The organism is Blastococcus sp. TF02-09 (genome assembly GCF_003319105.1).
Lineage (GTDB): Bacteria > Actinomycetota > Actinomycetes > Mycobacteriales > Geodermatophilaceae > Blastococcus.
Genome location: NZ_QOHH01000002.1, coordinates 254,028 through 276,713, shown reverse-complemented (window position 1 = coordinate 276,713; position 22,686 = coordinate 254,028). Strand labels below are relative to the sequence as shown.

Sequence of the window (22,686 nt, the reverse complement as noted above, 5' to 3'; positions counted from 1 at the left end):
CCGCGTGACCAGCGATGCGCGGACCGGTGCGCGAGCCGGGGGAGCGACCGCTGCGGCACCCGGCGACGACCCCTCCCTCGTGCCGGCCGACGACCCGGTCCCGGGTGCGGCTGCCGACTCCGGCGACGACGCGGAGCCCGGTGGCGAAGCGCCGCCGCGGACGCGACGCCGCGTGCGGCTGTCCGTTCCCCTGGTGCCCGCGCTCGCGGTCCTCCTCGTGCTGCTGCTGGCCGGGGTGGGTTTCCTCTGGTTCACCCGGCCCGGGGAGTCCCCCGTCCGCACCGGCGAGTACGCGGAGGCGCTGCAGGCGGCGCGCTCCGGCGTCGTGGACCTGACGTCGTTCGACTACCTGACCCTGGACGACGACATCGAGCAGATCCGCCGGGTCGCGACCGGGGACCTGCGCGACGCCTCGGTGTCCGAGCTGGAGGACCGGCGGCAGGAGATCACCGAGCTGGAGGCCGTCGTCAACACCGAGATCATCGGTGCGGGCGTCACCCGGGCCGACACCGAGGAGGCGACGGTCCTGCTGGTGATCCAGGCGACGCAGGAGAGCACGGCCAGCGAGCAGGTGCAGATCTCGCGGTACCGCCTCGAGGTGGCCTTGGAGAAGTCCGGCGACCGGTGGCTCCTCTCCGGGATCACGGGAACGGGGTCCGCGGGCGATGAGTGACGACCAGGACGACCGCCTGCCCGAGGGGCGCCCGCGCCCCACGCCGCGCGCCCGCCCGGCGGCCGCGCGCCCCAGTCCCGGGCCCCGGGCCCGGGTGGCCGGCAGCCGCCGCGACCGGGAGGAGCCCGTGACGCCGGCAACTGCTCCGGCGACGGTCGAGCTGCCCGCGAGCGACGACGTGCGCGAGGACGCGACGCCACGGGCGCGCACGAGGCGTACCCCGTCGTCCGCCGGCGCGGGTGCAGCCACCGGCACCGCCCGGCGTCGCCTGCCCGCCGCCCTGCTGGTGCTCGCGCTGCTCTGCGTGGCCGCCGCCGCCGGCGGGGGAGTGCTGCTCTGGCAGCGGCTGCACCCCACGCACGTCGACCCGGAGATCCTCGCCGCGGCCCGCAGCGGCATCCAGGCCGTCTACGCCTACGACTACGAGGACTCCGAGGGCAGCGTGCAGGGCAAGCTCGACGCGCTCACCGGCGACCTGCGCGACCAGTACGAGCAGGACCTCACCGACGGCGGCATCATCAGCTCCTACGAGCAGGTGTCGGCGACGACCCGCTACGAGGTCCTCGACGTCGGTGTGCAGCAGGTGGACGAGTCGCAGGAGTCCGCGACGGTCGTCGTCTTCGGCCAGTACGTGCTGAAGTCGGTCAACAGCGGCACCCAGCCGGCCCCCGAGGGCTCGGAGTGCACGGTGACGCCCGAGGGCGCCCAGTCCTGCGTGCAGACGGTCCGGGCGACGCTCGTCGACGTCGACGGCGACTGGAAGATCAGCGAGCTCACGGTGCTCACCACGAGCTAGGCCCCGCACGGAGGGGTGCGGAGTCGATCGGCGTGGCGGTCGGACAGCGGCCGGGCGGCTGGCATCATGGCTGCACCGCCCCGGCGCGCGGACCGTGTCCGCCCGGTTGTGGCGCCGGTCGCACCGGTACCCCTGACGTGGACATCGCGCAACAGCAGGGGTAGGGTCTCCTGTTGCGCTGCCCTCTGACTGCCTGCCCGCTGAAAAGGGGTCACGCCGGGTGCCCGGGAACCTACCGGGTGGCCCCGCGTCGACCGTCGATCCGGGCGTTCCCGGCCGTCGCGGACAGCCTCGCCATTACCGACGACGACCCAGGACGACCCGCACCCACCGCCCGCACGTCGTGAGGTCCTTGGAAGGACGCATCTTGGCAGGCTCTCGCCCCACCAGCATCAACCCCAGCACCACCGAGTCCGGCACCACCCGCACCACCCCGACGCCGCAGGACGGCCCCCGCACCGGCGAGGCCGACCAGGCGAAGATCCCCGGCGCGCCGCTGCGCGTCTCGTTCGCCAAGATCTCCGAGCCCCTCGCGGTCCCGGACCTGCTGGCCCTGCAGACGGCGTCGTTCGACTGGCTGATCGGCAGCCCCGAGTGGCGCGCCACGCTCGCGCCCGAGGAGCAGGAGTCCGCCGTGGGCGGCCTGGCCGAGATCCTCGAGGAGATCTCGCCGATCGAGGACTTCAGCGGCTCGATGTCGCTGTCCTTCTCCAACCCGCGCTTCGAGGACGTCAAGGCGTCCCTCGAGGAGTGCAAGGACAAGGACATGACCTACGCGGCGCCGCTGTTCGTCACCGCGGAGTTCATGAACAACACCACCGGCGAGATCAAGTCGCAGACGGTGTTCATGGGCGACTTCCCGATCATGACGAACAAGGGCACCTTCGTCATCAACGGGACCGAGCGCGTCGTCGTCTCTCAGCTGGTCCGCTCGCCCGGCGTCTACTTCGACAAGACGCTGGACAAGACGTCGGACAAGGACGTCTTCAGCGCCAAGGTCATCCCCAGCCGCGGTGCGTGGCTGGAGTTCGACGTCGACAAGCGCGACACCGTCGGCGTCCGCATCGACCGCAAGCGCCGCCAGCCGGTCACCGTGCTGCTCAAGGCGCTGGGCTGGACCGAGGACCGCATCCGCGAGCACTTCCAGTGGTCGCCCACGGTGCTGGCCACCCTCGAGAAGGACCACATCGCCGGCACCGACGAGGCGCTGCTCGACATCTACCGCAAGCTGCGCCCGGGCGAGCCGCCGACGCGTGAGTCCGCGCAGGCGCTGCTGGAGAACCTGTTCTTCAACCCGAAGCGCTACGACCTGGCCAAGGTCGGCCGGTACAAGGTCAACAAGAAGCTGGGCGTCTCGGTGCCGCAGGGCACCAGCACGCTGACCGAGGACGACATCGTCGCCACCATCGAGTACGTCGTGCGTCTCCACGCCGGCGAGCCCGAGCACGGCGTCGACGACATCGACCACTTCGGCAACCGTCGCCTGCGCACCGTCGGCGAGCTGATCCAGAACCAGATCCGGGTCGGCCTCTCCCGCATGGAGCGCGTGGTCCGCGAGCGGATGACGACCCAGGACGTCGAGGCGATCACGCCGCAGACCCTGATCAACATCCGTCCGGTCGTCGCCTCCATCAAGGAGTTCTTCGGCACCAGCCAGCTGTCGCAGTTCATGGACCAGACCAACCCGCTCGCGGGCCTGACCCACAAGCGCCGCCTGTCGGCGCTGGGTCCGGGTGGTCTGTCGCGTGAGCGCGCCGGCATGGAGGTCCGCGACGTGCACCCGAGCCACTACGGCCGGATGTGCCCGATCGAGACCCCGGAAGGCCCGAACATCGGCCTGATCGGTTCGCTGTCCTCGTTCGGCCGGGTCAACGCCTTCGGCTTCATCGAGACCCCGTACCGCAAGGTCGAGAACGGCCAGGTCACGACGCAGATCGACTACCTGACCGCCGACGAGGAGGACCGCTTCGTCGTCGCGCAGGCCAACAGCCCGCTCGACGCGCAGGGCCGCCTCGCCGAGGAGCGCGTCCTGGTCCGCACCAAGGGCGGTGAGGTCGACTACCTCGCCCCCGAGAACGTGGACTACATGGACGTCTCGCCGCGGCAGATGACCTCGGTCGCGACGGCGATGATCCCGTTCCTCGAGCACGACGACGCCAACCGCGCGCTCATGGGCGCGAACATGCAGCGGCAGGCCGTCCCGCTGCTCCGCAGCGAGGCGCCGCTGGTCGGTACCGGCATGGAGCTGCGTGCCGCCGTCGACGCCGGCGACGTCGTCGTGGCGGAGAAGGCCGGTGTGGTCGAGGACTCCACCGCCGACTACGTCACGGTCATGGCCGACGACGGCACGCGGCAGACCTACCGGCTGCTGAAGTTCCGCCGCTCGAACCAGGGCACCTCGATCAACCAGACCCCCGTCGTGGACGAGGGCCAGCGCGTCGAGGTCGGCCAGGTCATCGCCGACGGCCCGTGCACCGACCAGGGCGAGATGGCGCTGGGCAAGAACCTGCTCGTCGCCTTCATGCCGTGGGAGGGCCACAACTACGAGGACGCGATCATCCTGTCGCAGCGCCTCGTGCAGGACGACGTCCTGTCCTCGATCCACATCGAGGAGTTCGAGGTCGACGCCCGCGACACCAAGCTCGGTGCCGAGGAGATCACCCGGGACATCCCGAACGTCTCCGAGGAGGTCCTCGCCGACCTCGACGAGCGCGGCATCATCCGCATCGGTGCCGAGGTCGTGCCCGGCGACATCCTCGTCGGCAAGGTGACGCCCAAGGGCGAGACCGAGCTGACCCCCGAGGAGCGCCTGCTGCGCGCGATCTTCGGCGAGAAGGCGCGCGAGGTGCGCGACACGTCGCTGAAGGTCAAGCACGGTGAGTCCGGCAAGGTCATCGGCGTCCGCGTGTTCTCGCGCGAGGACGGCGACGAGCTGCCCGCCGGCGTCAACGAGCTGATCCGGGTCTACGTCGCCCAGATGCGCAAGATCTCCGACGGCGACAAGCTCGCCGGGCGCCACGGCAACAAGGGCGTCATCTCGAAGATCCTGCCGCAGGAGGACATGCCGTTCCTCGAGGACGGCACCCCGGTCGACATCGTCCTCAACCCGCTCGGCGTCCCCGGCCGCATGAACGTCGGCCAGGTGCTCGAGATGCACCTGGGCTGGATCGCCAAGCAGGGCTGGAACGTCGAGGGCACCCCGGAGTGGGCGGCCAACCTGCCCGAGGCGGCCCGCTCGGCCGCGCCGGGGACCCGCACCGCGACGCCGGTGTTCGACGGCGCCAAGGAGGACGAGCTCATCGGCCTCCTCGGCTCGACGACGCCGAACCGCGACGGCAACCGGATGGTCAAGGAGACCGGCAAGGCGCGCCTGTTCGACGGCCGTTCGGGGGAGCCGTTCCCCGAGCCGATCGCCGTGGGCTACGTGTACATCCTGAAGCTCCTCCACCTGGTCGACGACAAGATCCACGCCCGCTCGACCGGCCCGTACTCGATGATCACGCAGCAGCCGCTGGGTGGTAAGGCGCAGTTCGGTGGCCAGCGCTTCGGTGAGATGGAGTGCTGGGCGATGCAGGCCTACGGCGCGGCCTACGCGCTGCAGGAGCTGCTCACCATCAAGTCCGACGACATCCTCGGCCGGGTCAAGGTCTACGAGGCGATCGTCAAGGGCGAGAACATCCCCGAGCCGGGCATCCCGGAGTCGTTCAAGGTGTTGCTCAAGGAGCTGCAGTCGCTCTGCCTGAACGTGGAGGTCCTCTCCAGCGACGGCAACGCGATCGAGCTGCGCGACACCGACGACGAGGTCTTCCGGGCCGCGGAGGAGCTGGGCATCGACCTGTCCCGCCGCGAGCCGTCGTCCGTCGAGGACGTCTGATCGTCCCCGCCGGCCGGCCCTGAGCCGTCAGGGCCGGCCGGCTCCCGACTTCCGACAGTCATTGAGATCTAGCCCCTGAAAGGGGTCACACCTTGCTCGACGTCAACTTCTTCGACGAGCTCCGCATCGGGCTGGCCACCGGCGACGACATCCGCCAGTGGAGCCACGGTGAGGTGAAGAAGCCCGAGACCATCAACTACCGGACCCTGCGTCCGGAGAAGGACGGTCTCTTCTGCGAGAAGATCTTCGGTCCCACCCGGGACTGGGAGTGCTACTGCGGCAAGTACAAGCGCGTCCGCTTCAAGGGCATCATCTGCGAGCGCTGCGGCGTCGAGGTCACCCGCGCCAAGGTGCGTCGTGAGCGGATGGGCCACATCGAGCTGGCCGCGCCGGTCACCCACATCTGGTTCTTCAAGGGCGTGCCGTCTCGCCTGGGCTACCTGCTCGATCTGGCGCCCAAGGACCTCGAGAAGATCATCTACTTCGCGGCCTACATGATCACCTCGGTCGACGACGAGGCGCGCCACCGCGACCTCCCGACCATCGAGGCCGAGATCAGCGCCGAGAAGTCGAACCTGGAGGGCCAGCGCGACGCCAACGTCGAGGCCCGCCAGCAGAAGCTCGAGGCCGACCTGGCCGAGCTCGAGGCGGAGGGCGCCAAGTCCGACGTCCGCCGCAAGGTGCGCGAGGGCGGCGAGCGCGAGATGCGCCAGCTGCGCGACCGCTCGCAGCGGGAGATCGACCGCCTCGACGAGGTGATGGACACCTTCCGCAAGCTCGAGGTCAAGCAGCTCATCGCGGACGAGAGCCTCTACCGCGAGCTGCGCGACCGCTTCGGCGAGTACTTCGAGGGCGGCATGGGCGCCGCGGCGCTGCAGAAGCTGCTGGCCGGCTTCGACCTCGACGCCGAGGCCGCCTCGCTGCGCGAGACCATCCGCAGCGGTAAGGGACAGCGCAAGCTGCGGGCCCTCAAGCGGCTGAAGGTCGTGGCTGCCTTCCAGCAGACCCGCAACTCGCCCATGGGCATGGTGCTGGACTGCGTCCCGGTCATCCCGCCGGACCTGCGCCCGATGGTGCAGCTCGACGGTGGCCGCTTCGCGACCAGCGACATGAACGACCTGTACCGCCGCGTGATCAACCGGAACAACCGGCTGAAGCGTCTGCTGGACCTCGGCGCCCCCGAGATCATCGTGAACAACGAGAAGCGGATGCTCCAGGAGTCCGTGGACGCGCTGTTCGACAACGGCCGTCGCGGCCGTCCGGTCACCGGCCCGGGCAACCGTCCCCTGAAGTCCCTGAGCGACCTGCTCAAGGGCAAGCAGGGCCGGTTCCGCCAGAACCTGCTCGGCAAGCGCGTCGACTACTCCGGCCGTTCGGTCATCGTCGTCGGCCCGCAGCTGAAGCTGCACCAGTGCGGCCTGCCCAAGCAGATGGCGCTGGAGCTCTTCAAGCCGTTCGTCATGAAGCGGCTGGTCGACCTCAACCACGCGCAGAACATCAAGTCCGCCAAGCGGATGGTCGAGCGTGCGCGCCCGGTCGTGTGGGACGTGCTGGAAGAGGTCATCACCGAGCACCCGGTGCTGCTGAACCGCGCGCCGACGCTGCACCGTCTGGGCATCCAGGCCTTCGAGCCGCAGCTGGTCGAGGGCAAGGCCATCCAGATCCACCCGCTCGTCTGCACCGCGTTCAACGCGGACTTCGACGGTGACCAGATGGCGGTGCACCTGCCGCTGTCGGCCGAGGCCCAGGCCGAGGCCCGGATCCTGATGCTGTCGTCGAACAACATCCTGTCGCCGGCCGACGGTCGCCCGATCACCGCGCCGACCCAGGACATGGTGCTGGGCCTGTACCACCTGACGACCCTGGTGCCCTCGCGGCACGAGGCCGACGGTGGCCAGCCGGCGGCCTTCGGGTCCGCGGCCGAGGCGGTCATGGCGTTCGACAAGGGCGCCCTGGCGCTGCAGGAGCGCGCGCTGATCCGCCTCGACGAGGTGTTCGGCGTCGACAACGGCAAGGTCAACGAGGCCTGGACGCAGCCCGAGGACTGGACGCCGGGTGCCCCGGCCCTGGTGGAGACCTCGCTGGGCCGCATGCTGTTCAACGAGGCCCTGCCCGAGGACTACCGCTTCGTCAACTACCAGGTGCCGAAGAAGGAACTCGGGGCGATCGTCAACGACCTCGCCGAGCGCTACCCCAAGGTCCAGGTGGCCGCGACGCTGGACGCCCTCAAGTCGGCCGGCTTCCGCTGGGCGACCCGCTCGGGCGTCACGATCGCGATCGACGACGTCGTCACCCCGCCGGCCAAGCGCGAGATCATGGACCGGCACGAGGCCGAGGCCGCCAAGATCGAGAAGCAGTACGAGCGCGGTGTCATCACCGACTCCGAGCGTCGTGGCGAGCTGATCGAGATCTGGACCCGCGCGCGGGCCGAGGTCTCCCAGGCGATGGTGGACAACTTCCCGACCACCAACCCGGTCTGGGTCATGGTCAACTCGGGTGCCCGAGGCAACATGATGCAGATCAGCCAGATCGCCGGTATGCGCGGTCTGGTGGCCAACCCGAAGGGCGAAATCATCCCGCGGCCGATCAAGGCCAACTTCCGGGAGGGTTTGTCCGTGCTGGAGTACTTCATCTCCACGCACGGTGCCCGCAAGGGTCTCGCGGACACCGCCCTGCGTACCGCCGACTCCGGGTACCTCACCCGTCGTCTGGTGGACGTCTCGCAGGACGTCATCATCCGCGAGGAGGACTGCGGCACCGAGCGTGGCGTGGTCATGCCGATCGGCACCCTGGTGGACGGCGTCGTCACCCGTGACGCGCACGTCGAGACCAGCGTCTACGCCCGCGCCCTGGCCGCCGACGTGGTGGCCGAGGACGGGACGGTCATCGCCCCGGCGAACGCCGACCTGGGTGACGTGCTGATCCAGACGCTGATCGACGCCGGTGTGGCCGAGGTCAAGGTCCGCTGCGTGCTCACCTGCGAGTCGCTGCTCGGCACCTGCGCCACCTGCTACGGCCGCTCGCTGGCCTCCGGCAAGCTGGTCGACGTCGGTGAGGCCGTCGGCATCATCGCCGCGCAGTCCATCGGCGAGCCCGGCACCCAGCTGACGATGCGCACCTTCCACACCGGTGGTGTGGCCGGTGCCGACATCACGCACGGTCTGCCGCGTGTGGTGGAGCTCTTCGAGGCCCGCGTCCCCAAGGGCAAGGCGCCGATCGCGGAGCTCGCCGGCACCGTCCGGATCGAGGACAGCGAGCAGTTCCGCAAGCTGACCATCACCCCGGACGACGGCTCGGACGAGGTCGTCTACGACAAGCTGTCGCGTCGCTCGCGGCTGCGGGTCGAGGACGGCGCGCACGTGGAGGTGGGCGAGCAGCTCACCGAGGGTGCGGTGGACCCGCACGAGGTGCTGCGGATCATGGGCCCGCGCGAGGTGCAGCTGCACCTGGTCCGCGAGGTCCAGGAGGTCTACCGGTCGCAGGGTGTGTCGATCCACGACAAGCACATCGAGGTGATCATCCGCCAGATGCTGAAGCGGGTGACCATCATCGACTCGGGCGCCACGGAGTTCCTGCCCGGTGCGCTGGTCGAGCGGACGCTGTTCGAGACCGAGAACCGCCGCGTCGTCGCCGAGGGCGGCGAGCCGGCCTCGGCCCGTCCGGTGCTCATGGGCATCACGAAGGCCTCGCTCGCGACCGAGTCGTGGCTGTCGGCCGCCTCCTTCCAGGAGACGACCAAGGTCCTCACCGACGCCGCGATCCAGGGCAAGAGCGACAGCCTGCTCGGGCTCAAGGAGAACGTGATCATCGGAAAGCTGATCCCGGCGGGTACGGGCATCAGCCGCTACCGGAACATCACGGTCGAGCCGACCGAGGAGGCGCGGGCCGCCGTCTACACCATGGCCGGCTACGACGACGGGCAGTACTACAGCCCGGACGTCTTCGGTCAGGGCACCGGCGAGGCCGTGCGTCTCGAGGAGTACGACTGGCGTCAGTGACGCCAGATAAGCAGTGACGAAAGGGCCCCCGAGTCATCCGACTCGGGGGCCCTTTCGCGTCCGGGGGACTTTCGGTACCGAAAGTTCGGGGGTGGGTCAGCCGGCGAGCTTCTTCATGGTCTCGACGGTCCGCAGGCGCCCCTCCGGGCTGCCGTCGAGCGGCTGCAGCATCAGCGTGGTCACGCCGGCCTCGGCGAACGCGGAGACCCGCTCGGCCACGTGCGCCTCGGGCCCGATCAGCGACGTCGCCCGCACCAGCTCGTCGGGCACCTGGCCGGCGGCCTCGTCCTTCTTCCCGTCGAGGTAGAGGTCCTGGATCTCCTTGGCCTCCGCCTCGAAGCCGTAGCGGACGGCGAGGTCGTTGTAGAAGTTCTTCCCGCGGGCACCCATGCCACCGATGTACAGCGCGAGCTGCGGCCGCACGCGGTCCAGGAGGGCCGACTCGTCCAGGCCGTCCCCGATCGCGACCGGCACCCCGGTGATGATCTGCAGGTCCCCGAGCGCCGCGTCGCGCTTGGCCTTGCCCGCGGCGAGGGCGTCGCCCCACACCGACTGCGCGCGCTCGGGCATGAAGAAGATCGGCTCCCAGGCCTCGGCGATCTCGGCGGCGAGCTCCACGTTCTTGGGGCCGAGCGCGGCGAGCATGACCGGGATCCGCTCCCGCACCGGGGTGTTGATCAGCTTCAGTGGCTTGCCCAGCCCGGTGCCCTGGTCGGCCGGGAGCGGGACGTCGTACTTCTTGCCGTGGTGCTCCACGCGCTCGCGGCGCCACACCTGGCGGCAGATCTCCACGACCTCGCGGGTGCGCTGGAGCGGGGCGTCGTAGGGGACACCGTGCCAGCCCTCGATGACCTGCGGGCCGGACGCGCCCAGGCCGAGCGTGAACCGGCCGTCGGACACGAAGTCCAGGCCGGCGGCCGTCATGGCCGTCAGGGTCGGCGTGCGGCTGTAGATCGGGAAGATCGCGGAGAGCAGCTCGACCCGCTCGGTCACCGCCGCCAGGTAGCCGAGCTGGCTGACCGCGTCGAACGTGTAGACCTCGGCGACCGCCGCGAGGTCGAGCCCGGCGGACTCGAGGTCGCGGAGCTCCGCCGCGCTCTGGGTGAACCCACCGCTGTAACTGACCTGGGTGCCGATGCGCACGTTGCCCTCCTTCGGTTCCGGACGCACGTCGCGGCGCCCTGGGGGCACGCTAGCGGTCCCGCTAGGCGGGCCGGACCACGCCGATCACCTCGGTGACCACCCGGACGCCGTCGACGTCGCCGGGCACGCGCGGGGCGGCGTCGGGATCGGCGAGGTTCACCTTGAGCACGTACCCGTCCTCGCGGCGGGCCAGCCCGATGCCGACCACGCCGGGATCGGCGGAGAGCCGCGCGGTGAGCGCGCTCTTCGCGGCACGCGCGGCGGCCCGGTCGGTCATGCCCCCATGGTGCCCCTCCGGGCGGCCCGACGACAGTGGAGGGCCGCGTCCTCCTCACCCCTCGCACGCTCGGGGCGAGCCTCCGGACGGGGCCGTACTACTCGGCCAACCAGACGGCTCCCAGGAGCTGGAGGACCGTGGCCAGCGGGTTGGCGAAGGTGACGCCGGAGCCGTCGGACCCGCCGGTCGTGCTGCCGGCGAAGAGCAGCGCGACAGGAGCCCGGTCCCGGCTGCGCCAGATGACCGAGCCGCTGTCCCCACCGGCGCTGAAGCCGCCCGCCGTCCCCTGGATCTCGATCTGGTCGTCGAAGCGGTGCACCACGTCGTCGTACTGGACGGCCACCCCGTCCACCTCGACCGCGGTGACCAGACCGCGGGTGTGCCCGGTCGTGCGGCCGATCTTCTCGACGGTGTCGTCCGGGTCGATCTCGAGGGCGTCGGGCACCACGCCGCCCAGCGGACCGCCGGGCACGTCGCCGGGCTCGGCCCCGACGCCCGCGTCCAGGACCGCGACCGCGGCGTCCACCAGGTTGGGCAGGCCCTCGCGGAAGCGCTCGAACGCGGTGAGCGTGGCGACCCGGTCGCCCGGACCGCCGCCGTCGGCCGGCCCCGGCTGGAGCACCGCGTCGCCCACGGCCGCGGCGTCGCTGGCGGCCAGCACGTGGTTGTTCGACAGCATCGCGGTGCCCCCGGCGACGCGGACGAAGCCGCCCAGCGTCCCGGCCGTGACGCTCGGGTGCGCCACGGAGATGCCGGGACGCAGCGGGCGGACGCGCTGCTGGAGCTCCTCCGGGGCGGGGGAGCGGAGGGCCCGGACGCGGCCGATGACGCGGACGTCCAGCTCCTGCTCGGCCGCCCGGCCCAGGTCGGGGATCAGCGCCCGGTCCCCGTCCCGCTGCAACCGCACGGCCACCCGGGCGCCGGCCGTGCCCGCGGGGGTCAGGCCCACCGCCACCCAGGGCCAGGGGGCGTCGCTGCCGGCGTCGGCGGCGACGACGGGCGCCGACGGGAGCTGCTCGAGGATGCGGGCCTTGAGCTCGCGGGCGGAATCGGGGTGCACGGGACCTCCGGGGGACGGGAGCGGACGTGCGGGACGCTAGGCAGCGGGTACGACGGAACCGGTGCGGTCGGTCGCGGAGATCGGTCCGCGGGACGCCCGCGCCACCGCCCGCCTACTCCCGCCCGGCCGCCGCGGGCGGTAGCGTGCGGTCCGCTCCGGCGAGGGCGTGCAGAAACGCCTGCCGCGCCGGGGAAGAGGATCGGGCAGCCCGCGGTTGCCCGTGATGTCATCCGCCCCGGTGGGTGGCGCCCGGCCACGGGCCGTGCGTGTGAGGGACCCGGCTTTGACCGGTTCTCCGGGCGCGGGTATCGTGGTCAGCCGTGCCCAGGGTGCCCTGGGCCAGCTCCCGTTCGCGGTGCGCCTGGGTGGCCTCATCGGCCACCGGGGATCGCCCTCCGGCCCCCGGCCGGAAGGTGGCGGCGCCGAGTCGCGAGGGGCAACCGAGTTCGGTCCGGCTGCGGACCGGTCCCGGGAAGGGCGACACGCCCGACCGCGGGGGCCGGACAGCGGCCGGCGGCCGAGTCCGGGTGGACTCCTCCGGGGTCCGGCAGCCCGCGCACGACCGACGAGCACCACGACATCAGCACGAATCGCAAGCACCACCCAGCGCAGGTAGGAGATCCAGGCCACCCATGCCCACGATCAACCAGCTGGTCCGCAAGGGCCGCGAGGACAAGGTCGAGAAGACCAAGACTCCGGCGCTGAAGGGTTCGCCCCAGCGCCGCGGAGTCTGCACGCGCGTGTACACGACGACGCCGAAGAAGCCGAACTCGGCGCTGCGCAAGGTCGCTCGCGTCCGCCTGACGAGTGGCATCGAGGTGACCGCCTACATCCCGGGCGTCGGCCACAACCTGCAGGAGCACTCGATGGTGCTCGTGCGCGGTGGTCGTGTGAAGGACCTGCCGGGCGTGCGCTACAAGATCATCCGCGGCTCGCTGGACACCCAGGGTGTCCGCAACCGCAAGCAGGCCCGCAGCCGCTACGGCGCCAAGAAGGAGAAGAGCTAATGCCGCGCAAGGGCCCCGCTCCCAAGCGTCCCCTGGTCGTCGACCCGGTGTACCAGTCGCCGCTGGTCACCCAGCTGGTGAACAAGGTGCTCGTCGACGGCAAGCGCTCGGTCGCCGAGGCGATCGTCTACGGCGCCCTCGAGGGCGCCCGCGCCAAGACCGACACCGACCCGGTCGTCACGCTCAAGCGCGCGCTGGACAACGTCAAGCCGGCCCTTGAGGTCCGCAGCCGCCGCGTCGGTGGCGCGACCTACCAGGTCCCGGTCGAGGTCCGCGCCTCCCGGAGCACGACCCTCGGGCTGCGCTGGCTGATCCAGTACAGCCGGGCCCGTCGCGAGAAGACGATGACCGAGCGCCTCATGAACGAGCTGCTCGACGCGAGCAACGGCCTCGGCGCCGCCGTCAAGCGGCGCGAGGACACCCACAAGATGGCCGAGTCGAACAAGGCCTTCGCGCACTACCGCTGGTAACCGCAGGGCACCAGCGCCCGCCGTCGGCGGGACTCCCGGGACGCTTCACGAGAGCACGGGCCCGGTACCCGCACACGGACGAGAACCAAGAGGGGAAGCAATGGCCAGCAACGAGGCCCAGCTCCGCAAGACCCGCAACATCGGGATCATGGCGCACATCGACGCCGGCAAGACCACGACGACCGAGCGCATCCTCTTCTACACCGGTATCACGTACAAGATCGGTGAGGTCCACGACGGCGCAGCCACGATGGACTGGATGGAGCAGGAGCAGGAGCGCGGCATCACCATCACGTCGGCCGCGACGAAGTGCTCCTGGAACGGCCACGACATCAACATCATCGACACCCCCGGGCACGTCGACTTCACCGTCGAGGTGGAGCGCTCGCTCCGCGTGCTCGACGGCGCCGTCGCGGTCTACGACGGTGTCGCCGGTGTCGAGCCGCAGACCGAGCAGGTCTGGCGTCAGGCCGAGAAGTACGGCGTCCCGCGCATGTGCTTCGTCAACAAGCTCGACCGCACCGGCGCGGACTTCTTCCGCTGCGTCGACATGATGGTCGAGCGGCTGGCCGCCAACCCGCTGGTGCTGCAGCTGCCGATCGGCGCCGAGGCCGACTTCATCGGCGTCGTCGACCTGGTCGAGATGCGTGCGCTCACCTGGCGCGGTGAGACCAAGATGGGCGAGGACTACGCCGTCGAGGAGATCCCGGCCGAGCTCGCCGACCAGGCCGCCGAGTACCGCGAGAAGCTCCTCGAGAACATCGCGGACTTCGACGACTCGCTCATGGAGGACTACCTCGGTGGCGAGGAGATCGCGGTCGACCGCCTGAAGGCGGCCATCCGCAAGGCCACCATCGGCGGCCAGGTCAACCCGGTCCTCACCGGCACCGCGTTCAAGAACAAGGGCGTGCAGCCCCTGCTCGACGCCGTCGTGGACTACCTGCCCAGCCCGCTGGACATCGAGGCCATCGTCGGCACCGCGCTCGACGGCGAGACCGAGGTCCTGCGGCACGCCGACGAGGACGAGCCGTTCTCGGCCCTGGCGTTCAAGATCCAGACCGACCAGCACCTGGGCAAGCTGACCTACGTCCGGGTCTACTCGGGCAAGCTCGACGCGGGCACCGCGGTGCTGAACAGCACCAAGGACCGCAAGGAGCGGATCGGCAAAATCTACCAGATGCACGCCAACAAGCGCGAAGAGCGCGCGGGCGTGGGCGCCGGCCAGATCGTGGCCGTCAACGGGCTGAAGCAGACGACGACGGGTGACACCCTCTGCGACCCGCAGAACCCGGTGATCCTCGAGTCGATGTCCTTCCCCGCGCCGGTCATCTCGGTCGCCATCGAGCCGAAGACCAAGGGCGACCAGGAGAAGCTCGGCACCGCGATCCAGAAGCTGGCCGAGGAGGACCCGACCTTCCAGGTCAAGCTGGACGAGGAGACCGGCCAGACGGTCATCTCCGGTATGGGCGAGCTCCACCTGGAGATCCTCGTCGACCGCATGCGCCGCGAGTTCAAGGTCGAGGCCAACGTCGGCAAGCCGCAGGTCGCCTACCGCGAGACCATCCGCAAGGCGGTCGAGAAGGTCGACTACACCCACAAGAAGCAGACGGGTGGGTCCGGCCAGTTCGCCAAGGTGCAGGTCACGATCGAGCCCCTCGAGGTCTCCGGCGACGGACCGACCTACGAGTTCGAGAACGCCGTCACCGGTGGTCGCATCCCGAAGGAGTACATCCCCTCGGTCGACGCGGGCATGCAGGACGCCATGCAGTACGGCGTCCTGGCCGGGTACCCGATGGTGGGCGTCAAGGCGACCCTCATCGACGGCCAGTACCACGAGGTCGACTCCTCGGAGATGGCCTTCAAGATCGCCGGCTCGATGGTCTTCAAGGAGGCCGCGCGCAAGGCCAGCCCGGCCCTGCTCGAGCCGATGATGGCCGTCGAGGTCGTCACGCCCGAGGACTACATGGGTGACGTCATCGGCGACCTGAACTCCCGCCGCGGGACCATCCAGGCGATGGAGGAGCGCTCCGGTGCCCGCGTCGTCCGGGCCCTGGTGCCGCTGTCGGAGATGTTCGGCTACGTGGGCGACCTGCGCAGCCGCACCCAGGGACGGGCGAGCTACACCATGGTGTTCGACTCGTACGCCGAGGTCCCGGCCAACGTCGCCAAGGAGATCATCGCCAAGGCGACCGGCGAGTAACGGCAACACCGGTCGCGGGCGGAAGCCCGCGGCCGGCGGGCCTCGCCCGCAACCCCCAGAGCACGCACCACCTGCGTAACCACGAGGAGAGGAACCCAGTGGCCAAGGCCAAGTTCGAGCGGACCAAGCCGCACGTCAACATCGGCACCATCGGGCACATCGACCACGGCAAGACGACGCTGACCGCGGCGATCACCAAGGTCCTGCACGACAAGTACCCGGACCTCAACGAGGCGTCCGCCTTCGACCAGATCGACAAGGCGCCCGAGGAGAAGGCCCGCGGCATCACGATCTCGATCGCGCACGTCGAGTACCAGACGGAGAACCGTCACTACGCGCACGTCGACTGCCCCGGGCACGCCGACTACATCAAGAACATGATCACCGGTGCGGCCCAGATGGACGGCGCGATCCTCGTGGTCGCGGCGACCGACGGCCCGATGCCGCAGACCAAGGAGCACGTCCTCCTGGCCCGCCAGGTCGGCGTCCCCTACATCGTGGTGGCCCTGAACAAGGCCGACATGGTGGACGACGAGGAGATCCTGGAGCTCGTCGAGCTCGAGGTCCGCGAGCTGCTCAGCGAGTACGAGTTCCCGGGCGACGACGTCCCCGTGGTCCGCGTCTCGGCGCTGAAGGCCCTCGAGGGCGACGCCGAGTGGGGCGACAAGCTCATGGAGCTGATGAACGCCGTCGACACCGCGATCCCGGAGCCGGAGCGCGACATCGACAAGCCGTTCCTCATGCCCGTCGAGGACGTCTTCACCATCACCGGTCGTGGCACGGTCGTCACCGGCCGCGTCGAGCGTGGCATCGTCAAGGTCTCCGAGGAGATCGAGATCGTCGGTATCCGCGAGGGTTCGACGAAGACCACGGTCACCGGCGTCGAGATGTTCCGCAAGCTGCTCGACCAGGGCCAGGCCGGTGACAACGTCGGTCTGCTCCTCCGCGGCATCAAGCGCGAGGACGTGGAGCGCGGCCAAGTCGTCGTGAAGCCCGGCTCGATCACCCCGCACACCAACTTCGAGGGTTCGGTCTACATCCTCTCGAAGGACGAGGGTGGCCGTCACACGCCGTTCTTCAACAACTACCGTCCCCAGTTCTACTTCCGGACGACGGACGTCACCGGTGTCGTGACCCTGCCCTCGGGCACCGAGATGGTCATGCCCGGCGACAACACCGAGATGACGGTGGAGCTCATCCAGCCCATCGCCATGGAGGAGGGCCTCAAGTTCGCCATCCGTGAGGGTGGGCGGACCGTGGGCGCCGGCCGGGTCACCAAGATCCTCAAGTAACACCCCCGGTGGGCGGCGGCCGTACCCGGCCGCCGCCCACCACCGGGTCCCGCTCCCGGGACCCCCCCGGGTCAGCAGACCCACTCGAACTTTCACAACCGATCGGCAGGAGCAGAAGACAGCGATGGCGGGACAGAAGATCCGCATCCGGCTGAAGGCCTACGACCACGAGGCGATCGACGCCTCGGCGCGACGCATCGTGGAGACGGTCACGAAGACCGGAGCCCGAGTGGTCGGCCCCGTGCCGCTGCCGACGGAGAAGAACGTGTACGCGGTGATCCGGTCGCCGCACAAGTACAAGGACTCGTTCGAGCACTTCGAGATGCGCACGCACAAGCGGCTCATCGACATCCTCGACCCGACGCCGAAGACGGTCGACGCGCTCATGCGCATCGACCTGCCGGCCTCGGTCGACGTCAACATCCAGTAAGGGCAGTCAGCAGACATGGCGAGCACATTTCGTGGTCTCCTCGGCGAGAAGCTGGGGATGACCCAGGTCTTCGACGAGAACAACCGCCTCGTGCCGGTGACCGTCGTCAAGGCGGGCCCCTGTGTGGTGACCCAGGTCCGCACCCCTGAGGTCGACGGCTACTCGGCCGTCCAGCTCGGGTTCGGCGAGATCGACCCGCGCAAGGTGAACAAGCCCGAGGGCGGGCACTTCACCAAGGCGGGCGTGACGCCGCGGCGGCACCTGGTCGAACTGCGCACGAAGGACGCCGGCGAGTACACGGTCGGCCAGGAGCTGACCGCCGAGGTGTTCGACGGCGTGGCCAAGGTCGACGTCATCGGCACCAGCAAGGGCAAGGGCACCGCCGGTGTCATGAAGCGGCACGGGTTCCGCGGCCTGGGCGCCGGGCACGGCGTGCAGCGCAAGCACCGGTCGCCGGGCTCCATCGGTGGCGCGTCGACCCCCGGTCGCGTGTTCAAGGGCCTGAAGATGGCCGGCCGCATGGGCCACGTGAAGACGACGACGCTGTCGCTGGTCGTCCACAAGGTGGACACCGAGCGCGGTCTGCTGCTGATCAAGGGCGCGATCCCCGGCCCGAAGGGCGGCCTCGTGCTCGTCCGTTCGGCCGTCAAGGGCGGCCCCGTGGGGAGTGACACCAAGTGACCCAGTCCACCGAGACGCGCACCGACCGCCAGGTCGACGTGCGCACCCCGGCGGGGGAGACCTCCGGCAGCGTCACGCTGCCCGGTGAGCTCTTCGACGCCGACGCGAACGTCTCGCTGATGCACCAGGTCGTGGTGGCCCAGCTGGCCGCCGCGCGCCAGGGCACCCACTCGACCAAGACCCGCGCCCAGGTTAGCGGTACCGGCGCCAAGCCGTACCGCCAGAAGGGCACCGGTCGCGCCCGCCAGGGCTCGCTGCGTGCACCGCAGTTCTCCGGCGGCGGTGTCGCGCACGGCCCCGTGCCGCGCGACTACACCAAGAAGACGCCCAAGAAGATGAAGGCCGCCGCCCTGCGCGGAGCCCTCTCCGACCGGGCGCGCGAGGGCCGGGTCCACGTCGTGTCGGCGTTCGTCGACGGCGACGCCCCGAAGACCAAGTCCGCCCTGGCGACGCTCACCGCCGTCACCACGGCCGCCAAGGTCCTCGTGGTCCTCGACCGCGACGACGTCCTCAACTGGGTGAGCCTGCGCAACCTGCCGCAGGTGCACCTGATCGAGGCCGGCCAGCTCAACACCTACGACGTGCTGGTGTCCGACGAGGTCGTCTTCACCGAGACGGCGCTCGCCGAGTTCGTGGCCGGACCGGCCAAGGGCAAGCGCACGGGCGCCGAGGTCGAGAAGCCGGACCTCCGCACGCCGCACATCCCCGGTGCCATCCCGTCGGTCGAGCCGGACCACGGCACCACCGACCTCGACACCGACGACACTGAGGAGCAGGCATGAGCGTCCGCGACCCCCGGGACGTGCTGCTCTCCCCGGTCATCTCCGAGAAGAGCTACGGGCTGCTGGACAGCAACCAGTACACGTTCATCGTGCTGCCCGAGGCCAACAAGACGCAGATCAAGATCGCGGTCGAGCAGATCTTCAACGTGAAGGTCCTCGGCGTGAACACGATCAACCGCCAGGGCAAGCGCAAGCGCAGCCGGGGCACGCGGATGGGCAAGCGCAAGGACACCAAGCGCGCCATCGTCTCCGTCGCCCCCGGCGACCGCATCGAGATCTTCGGGGGCCCGGGCGCCTGACGGCACCCGGACCCCCTCCACGGACCAGAGAAATAGACAGGGACTGAGTCAGCAATGGCTATCCGTAAGTACAAGCCGACGACGCCGGGCCGCCGCGGCTCCAGCGTCGCCGACTTCGCCGAGGTCACCCGCGACCATCCCGAGAAGTCGCTGGTCCGGCCGCTGCACGGCCGCGGTGGGCGCAACGTCCACGGCAAGGTCACCGCTCGTCACCAGGGCGGTGGGCACAAGCGCGCCTACCGGCTCATCGACTTCCGCCGGGCGGACAAGGACGGCGTGCCGGCCAAGGTCGCGCACATCGAGTACGACCCGAACCGCACCTCGCGGATCGCGCTGCTGCACTTCGCCGACGGGGAGAAGCGCTACATCATCGCCCCGGCGCGGCTGAAGCAGGGCGACACCGTCGAGTGCGGCCCCGCGGCCGACATCAAGCCGGGCAACAATCTGCCGCTGCGGAACATCCCCGTCGGCACCGTGGTTCACGCCATCGAGCTCCGTCCCGGTGGCGGGGCGAAGATCGCCCGGTCCGCAGGCACCAGCGTCCAGCTGGTCGCCCGCGAGGGCCGGTTCGCCCAGCTGCGCATGCCGTCGGGCGAGATCCGCAACGTCGACGTGCGCTGCCGCGCGACCGTCGGCGAGGTGGGCAACGCCGAGCAGTCGAACATCAACTGGGGCAAGGCCGGCCGCATGCGGTGGAAGGGCAAGCGCCCGACCGTCCGTGGTGTCGCCATGAACCCGGTCGACCACCCGCACGGTGGTGGTGAGGGCAAGACCTCCGGTGGTCGCCACCCGGTGAACCCGAAGGGCAAGCCGGAGGGCCGGACGCGCAAGCGGAAGGCCAGTGACGCCCTGATCGTGCGCCGCCGGCGCACCAACAAGAAGCGCTGAGTCGGGTAACCCGGCGGTAAGAGGAGAGCTCGACAGACATGCCACGCAGCCTGAAGAAGGGCCCCTTCGTCGACGACCACCTGCTCAAGAAGGTGGACGCTCAGAACGAGAAGGGCACCAAGAACGTGATCCGCACCTGGTCACGTCGTTCGACGATCATCCCGGACATGCTGGGTCACACCCTCGCGGTGCACGACGGCCGCAAGCACGTCCCGGTGTTCGTGACCGAGGCGATGGTCGGGCACAAGCTCGGCGAGTTCGCGCCCACCCGCACCTTCCGTGGGCACATCAAGGACGACCGCCGCTCGCGGCGGGGCTGACCAGGTAGAGAGAGATTTCGATGACTTCCCAGTTGGGACAGGAGGCACCGGTCGCGCGGGCTACCGCCCGCTTCGTCCGCGTGACCCCCATGAAGGCGCGCCGGGTGGTGGACCTCGTCCGCTACCTGCCGACCGACGAGGCGCTGGCGCTGCTGCGCTACGCCCCCCAGAGCGCCAGCGAGCCGGTGGCGAAGGTGGTCGCGAGCGCGGTCGCCAACGCCGAGCACAACCTGCAGCTCGACCCGGCCGCCCTGGTCGTCAGCGCCGCCTACGTCGACGAGGGCCCGACGCTCAAGCGGATCCGTCCGCGTGCGCAGGGCCGGGCGTTCCGCATCAACAAGCGGACCAGCCACATCACCATCGAGGTGAGCGAGGTCGCCAGCAGCGACGTCCTCGCGCAGAAGTCGCGCAAGGCGCGCCGGGAGACCGGCCAGTCCGGCCCGGCCACCCAGCAGAACAACACGAGGGGAGGGACCCGCTAGTGGGTCAGAAGGTCAACCCGCACGGGTTCCGGCTCGGGATCACCACCGACTACAAGTCCCGGTGGTACGCGGACAAGCTGTACAAGGACTACGTCAAGGAAGACGTCGCGATCCGCAAGCTCATGTCCAAGGGCATGGAGCGGGCCGGCATCTCCAAGGTGGAGATCGAGCGCACCCGTGACCGGGTCCGCGTCGACATTCACACCGCGCGTCCGGGCATCGTCATCGGCCGCCGCGGCGCCGAGGCCGACCGCATCCGCGGCGAGCTGGAGAAGCTCACCGGCAAGCAGGTGCAGCTGAACATCCTTGAGGTCAAGAACCCCGAGTCCGACGCGCAGCTGGTCGCCCAGGGCGTGGCCGAGCAGCTCTCCTCCCGGGTGAGCTTCCGGCGCGCCATGCGCAAGGCCATGCAGTCGGCCCAGCGCAGCCCGCAGGTCAAGGGCATCCGCGTGCAGTGCTCGGGTCGCCTCGGCGGCACCGAGATGAGCCGCTCGGAGTTCTACCGCGAGGGTCGCGTCCCCCTGCACACGCTGCGGGCGAACATCGACTACGGCATCTACGAAGCCCGCACCACCTTCGGCCGCATCGGCGTCAAGGTGTGGATCTACAAGGGTGACGTCAGCGGATCGCGTGCCGAGCGCGCCGCCCTCGAGGCGCTCGCCGAGCGTCAGGGCCAGCGTCGCGAGCGCCCCCAGCGCCCCCGCCGTTCGGGCTCCTCCGGCACGACCGCCGGTGGGACCGAGGCCGGCCGCGCCGCGGTGGAGTCCTCGACCGGGCCCGCCGCCGACACCGCCGAGAGCACCGTCGCCGTCACCTCCGGCGACGTCGCTCCGGAGACGACCGTCGCCGAGGTCGCCGGCCCGGAGGCCACCGCGGCCGCCGAGACCGCCGCCACCGAGACGACCGAGAACACGGAGAGCTGAGCCATGCTCATCCCACGGCGCGTCAAGCACCGCAAGCAGCACCACCCGAGCCGCTCGGGCCGGGCCAAGGGTGGCACCGAGATCAACTTCGGTGAGTTCGCCATCCAGGCCCTCGAGCCGGCGTACGTCACCAACCGGCAGATCGAGTCCGCTCGTATCGCGATGACCCGGCACATCAAGCGTGGCGGAAAGGTGTGGATCTCGATCTACCCGGACCGTCCGCTGACCAAGAAGCCGGCCGAGACCCGCATGGGTTCCGGTAAGGGCTCGCCCGAGTGGTGGGTGGCCAACGTCAAGCCCGGCCGCGTGCTGTTCGAGCTGTCCGGTGTCGCCGAGCCCGTGGCCCGCGAGGCCATGCGCCGCGCGATCCACAAGCTGCCGATGAAGTGCCGCTTCATCACGCGTGAAGGAGAAGTGTGATGGCCGCCGGTCTGACCGCTCCCGAGCTGCGCGAGCTCTCGGCCGACGAGCTCGCCTCGCGGCTGCGTGAGTCCAAGGAAGAACTGTTCAACCTGCGGTTCCAGGTGGCCACCGGCCAGCTGGACAACAACCGGCGACTGCAGACCGTCCGCCGCGACATCGCCCGGATCTACACGATCATGCGCGAGCGCGAGCTGGGTCTCTCGGTCGCCCCGAACGAGGGTGTGGCATGAGCGAGACCCAGGAAGCGTCGGGCCCCGGCCTGGCCGGTCGCGGGTACCGCAAGGTCCGCGAAGGCCTCGTGGTCAGCGACAAGATGGAGAAGACCGTCGTCGTCGAGGTGGAGGACCGCGTCAAGCACGCCCTCTACGGCAAGGTCATCCGTCGCACGACCAAGCTGAAGGTCCACGACGAGCAGGGGGTCGCCGGCGTCGGTGACCGCGTGCAGATCATGGAGACCCGGCCGCTGTCTGCCACCAAGCGGTGGCGGCTCGTCTCGGTCGTCGAGAAGGCCAAGTAAGAGGCGGCCCTCCGGGGCCGCAGGGGTAGGAGTACCCTGGACGACTGGCGCGCAGCCCACCGCTGTGGGTGCTGCGCGCTGCATCCCGGTACCCGTGCTCATGACGCACCGGCGGCCCAGGCCGCCGGTGCGTCCGCACGAGGTGCCGGAC

Annotated in this window: 21 protein-coding genes and 1 pseudogene; 19 read left to right on the top strand and 3 right to left on the bottom strand. The window is 70.1% G+C overall.

Annotated features, from left to right (window positions below):
- Positions 1-4 precede the first annotated feature (4 nt).
- The 4 genes from DQ239_RS03805 (at position 5) to DQ239_RS03790 (ending at position 9,341) form a co-directional block, all read left to right on the top strand.
- Positions 5-673 (top strand): hypothetical protein, encoded by a 669-nt coding sequence (locus tag DQ239_RS03805; RefSeq protein ID WP_113832917.1) that lies wholly within the window; start codon positions 5-7, stop codon positions 671-673.
- Positions 666-1,469, top strand: coding sequence for a hypothetical protein (locus DQ239_RS03800; RefSeq protein ID WP_113832915.1), 804 nt, complete (start codon positions 666-668; stop codon positions 1,467-1,469). The genes DQ239_RS03805 and DQ239_RS03800 overlap by 8 nt, the downstream gene beginning before the upstream one ends.
- A 481-nt stretch (positions 1,470-1,950) precedes the next feature.
- The gene (gene rpoB, locus DQ239_RS03795) at positions 1,951-5,343 is read left to right on the top strand and encodes a DNA-directed RNA polymerase subunit beta (protein ID WP_199582658.1); all 3,393 of its coding nucleotides are present in this window, start codon (positions 1,951-1,953) and stop codon (positions 5,341-5,343) included.
- Positions 5,344-5,435: 92 nt separating this feature from the next.
- On the top strand, positions 5,436-9,341 hold the full coding sequence (locus DQ239_RS03790) for a DNA-directed RNA polymerase subunit beta' (RefSeq protein WP_113832911.1): 3,906 nt from the start codon (positions 5,436-5,438) through the stop codon (positions 9,339-9,341).
- A gap of 96 nt (positions 9,342-9,437) precedes the next feature.
- On the opposite strand, the gene DQ239_RS03785 is transcribed toward DQ239_RS03790, so the two are convergent.
- From DQ239_RS03785 to DQ239_RS03775, 3 genes are all read right to left on the bottom strand, one after another.
- Positions 9,438-10,484, bottom strand: a complete 1,047-nt coding sequence (locus tag DQ239_RS03785; protein WP_113832910.1) for an LLM class F420-dependent oxidoreductase — start codon at positions 10,482-10,484, stop codon at positions 9,438-9,440.
- Between the two features lie 61 nt (positions 10,485-10,545).
- Entirely contained in the window at positions 10,546-10,761 is a 216-nt protein-coding gene (locus DQ239_RS03780) for a hypothetical protein (protein WP_113832909.1), read from the bottom strand.
- A gap of 97 nt (positions 10,762-10,858) precedes the next feature.
- Positions 10,859-11,821, bottom strand: a complete 963-nt coding sequence (locus tag DQ239_RS03775; protein ID WP_113832908.1) for a hypothetical protein — start codon at positions 11,819-11,821, stop codon at positions 10,859-10,861.
- Positions 11,822-12,453: 632 nt separating this feature from the next.
- On the opposite strand from DQ239_RS03775, the gene rpsL reads away from it, so the two are divergent.
- The 15 genes and pseudogenes from rpsL to rpsQ all read left to right on the top strand — a co-directional run bounded on the left by rpsL (position 12,454) and on the right by rpsQ (position 22,535).
- Positions 12,454-12,828 carry a 30S ribosomal protein S12 gene (gene rpsL / locus DQ239_RS03770; protein ID WP_012950487.1) on the top strand — a complete coding sequence of 125 codons (375 nt, stop codon included), beginning with the start codon at positions 12,454-12,456 and terminating at the stop codon, positions 12,826-12,828.
- A complete protein-coding gene (rpsG, locus tag DQ239_RS03765) occupies positions 12,828-13,298 on the top strand; it encodes a 30S ribosomal protein S7 (protein WP_113832907.1) in 471 nt (156 codons plus the stop codon). The genes rpsL and rpsG overlap by 1 nt, the downstream gene beginning before the upstream one ends.
- Positions 13,299-13,398: 100 nt before the next feature.
- A complete protein-coding gene (fusA, locus tag DQ239_RS03760; protein ID WP_113832906.1) occupies positions 13,399-15,498 on the top strand; it encodes an elongation factor G in 2,100 nt (699 codons plus the stop codon).
- A gap of 98 nt (positions 15,499-15,596) precedes the next feature.
- Positions 15,597-16,790: an elongation factor Tu gene (gene tuf, locus DQ239_RS03755; protein ID WP_113832905.1), complete on the top strand. Its 1,194-nt coding sequence runs from the start codon at positions 15,597-15,599 to the stop codon at positions 16,788-16,790.
- A 124-nt stretch (positions 16,791-16,914) separates the two neighbouring features.
- Entirely contained in the window at positions 16,915-17,220 is a 306-nt protein-coding gene (gene rpsJ / locus DQ239_RS03750) for a 30S ribosomal protein S10 (RefSeq protein WP_014377994.1), read from the top strand.
- Positions 17,221-17,235: 15 nt separating this feature from the next.
- The gene (gene rplC, locus DQ239_RS03745; RefSeq protein WP_113832904.1) at positions 17,236-17,901 is read left to right on the top strand and encodes a 50S ribosomal protein L3; all 666 of its coding nucleotides are present in this window, start codon (positions 17,236-17,238) and stop codon (positions 17,899-17,901) included.
- Positions 17,898-18,683: a 50S ribosomal protein L4 gene (gene rplD / locus DQ239_RS03740; protein WP_199582598.1), complete on the top strand. Its 786-nt coding sequence runs from the start codon at positions 17,898-17,900 to the stop codon at positions 18,681-18,683. Before rplC ends, rplD begins: the two co-directional genes overlap by 4 nt.
- Positions 18,680-18,982 (top strand): 50S ribosomal protein L23, encoded by a 303-nt coding sequence (gene rplW, locus DQ239_RS03735; protein WP_113832903.1) that lies wholly within the window; start codon positions 18,680-18,682, stop codon positions 18,980-18,982. The genes rplD and rplW overlap by 4 nt, the downstream gene beginning before the upstream one ends.
- Positions 18,983-19,036: 54 nt before the next feature.
- Positions 19,037-19,870: a 50S ribosomal protein L2 gene (gene rplB / locus DQ239_RS03730; protein ID WP_075013309.1), complete on the top strand. Its 834-nt coding sequence runs from the start codon at positions 19,037-19,039 to the stop codon at positions 19,868-19,870.
- A gap of 38 nt (positions 19,871-19,908) precedes the next feature.
- Positions 19,909-20,190 (top strand): 30S ribosomal protein S19, encoded by a 282-nt coding sequence (gene rpsS / locus DQ239_RS03725; RefSeq protein WP_029340037.1) that lies wholly within the window; start codon positions 19,909-19,911, stop codon positions 20,188-20,190.
- Positions 20,191-20,210: 20 nt separating this feature from the next.
- Positions 20,211-20,558: pseudogene (gene rplV / locus DQ239_RS03720) on the top strand (50S ribosomal protein L22); the annotation flags it as partial.
- Positions 20,559-20,671: 113 nt separating this feature from the next.
- Complete coding sequence (rpsC, locus tag DQ239_RS03715; RefSeq protein WP_113832901.1) at positions 20,672-21,595, top strand: 30S ribosomal protein S3; 924 nt, start codon at positions 20,672-20,674, stop codon at positions 21,593-21,595.
- A 3-nt stretch (positions 21,596-21,598) separates the two neighbouring features.
- Positions 21,599-22,015: a 50S ribosomal protein L16 gene (gene rplP, locus DQ239_RS03710; protein ID WP_104523783.1), complete on the top strand. Its 417-nt coding sequence runs from the start codon at positions 21,599-21,601 to the stop codon at positions 22,013-22,015.
- On the top strand, positions 22,015-22,248 hold the full coding sequence (gene rpmC, locus DQ239_RS03705; RefSeq protein WP_097194642.1) for a 50S ribosomal protein L29: 234 nt from the start codon (positions 22,015-22,017) through the stop codon (positions 22,246-22,248). Before rplP ends, rpmC begins: the two co-directional genes overlap by 1 nt.
- Positions 22,245-22,535: a 30S ribosomal protein S17 gene (gene rpsQ / locus DQ239_RS03700; RefSeq protein ID WP_113832900.1), complete on the top strand. Its 291-nt coding sequence runs from the start codon at positions 22,245-22,247 to the stop codon at positions 22,533-22,535. Before rpmC ends, rpsQ begins: the two co-directional genes overlap by 4 nt.
- The last annotated feature ends 151 nt before the right edge of the window (positions 22,536-22,686 follow it).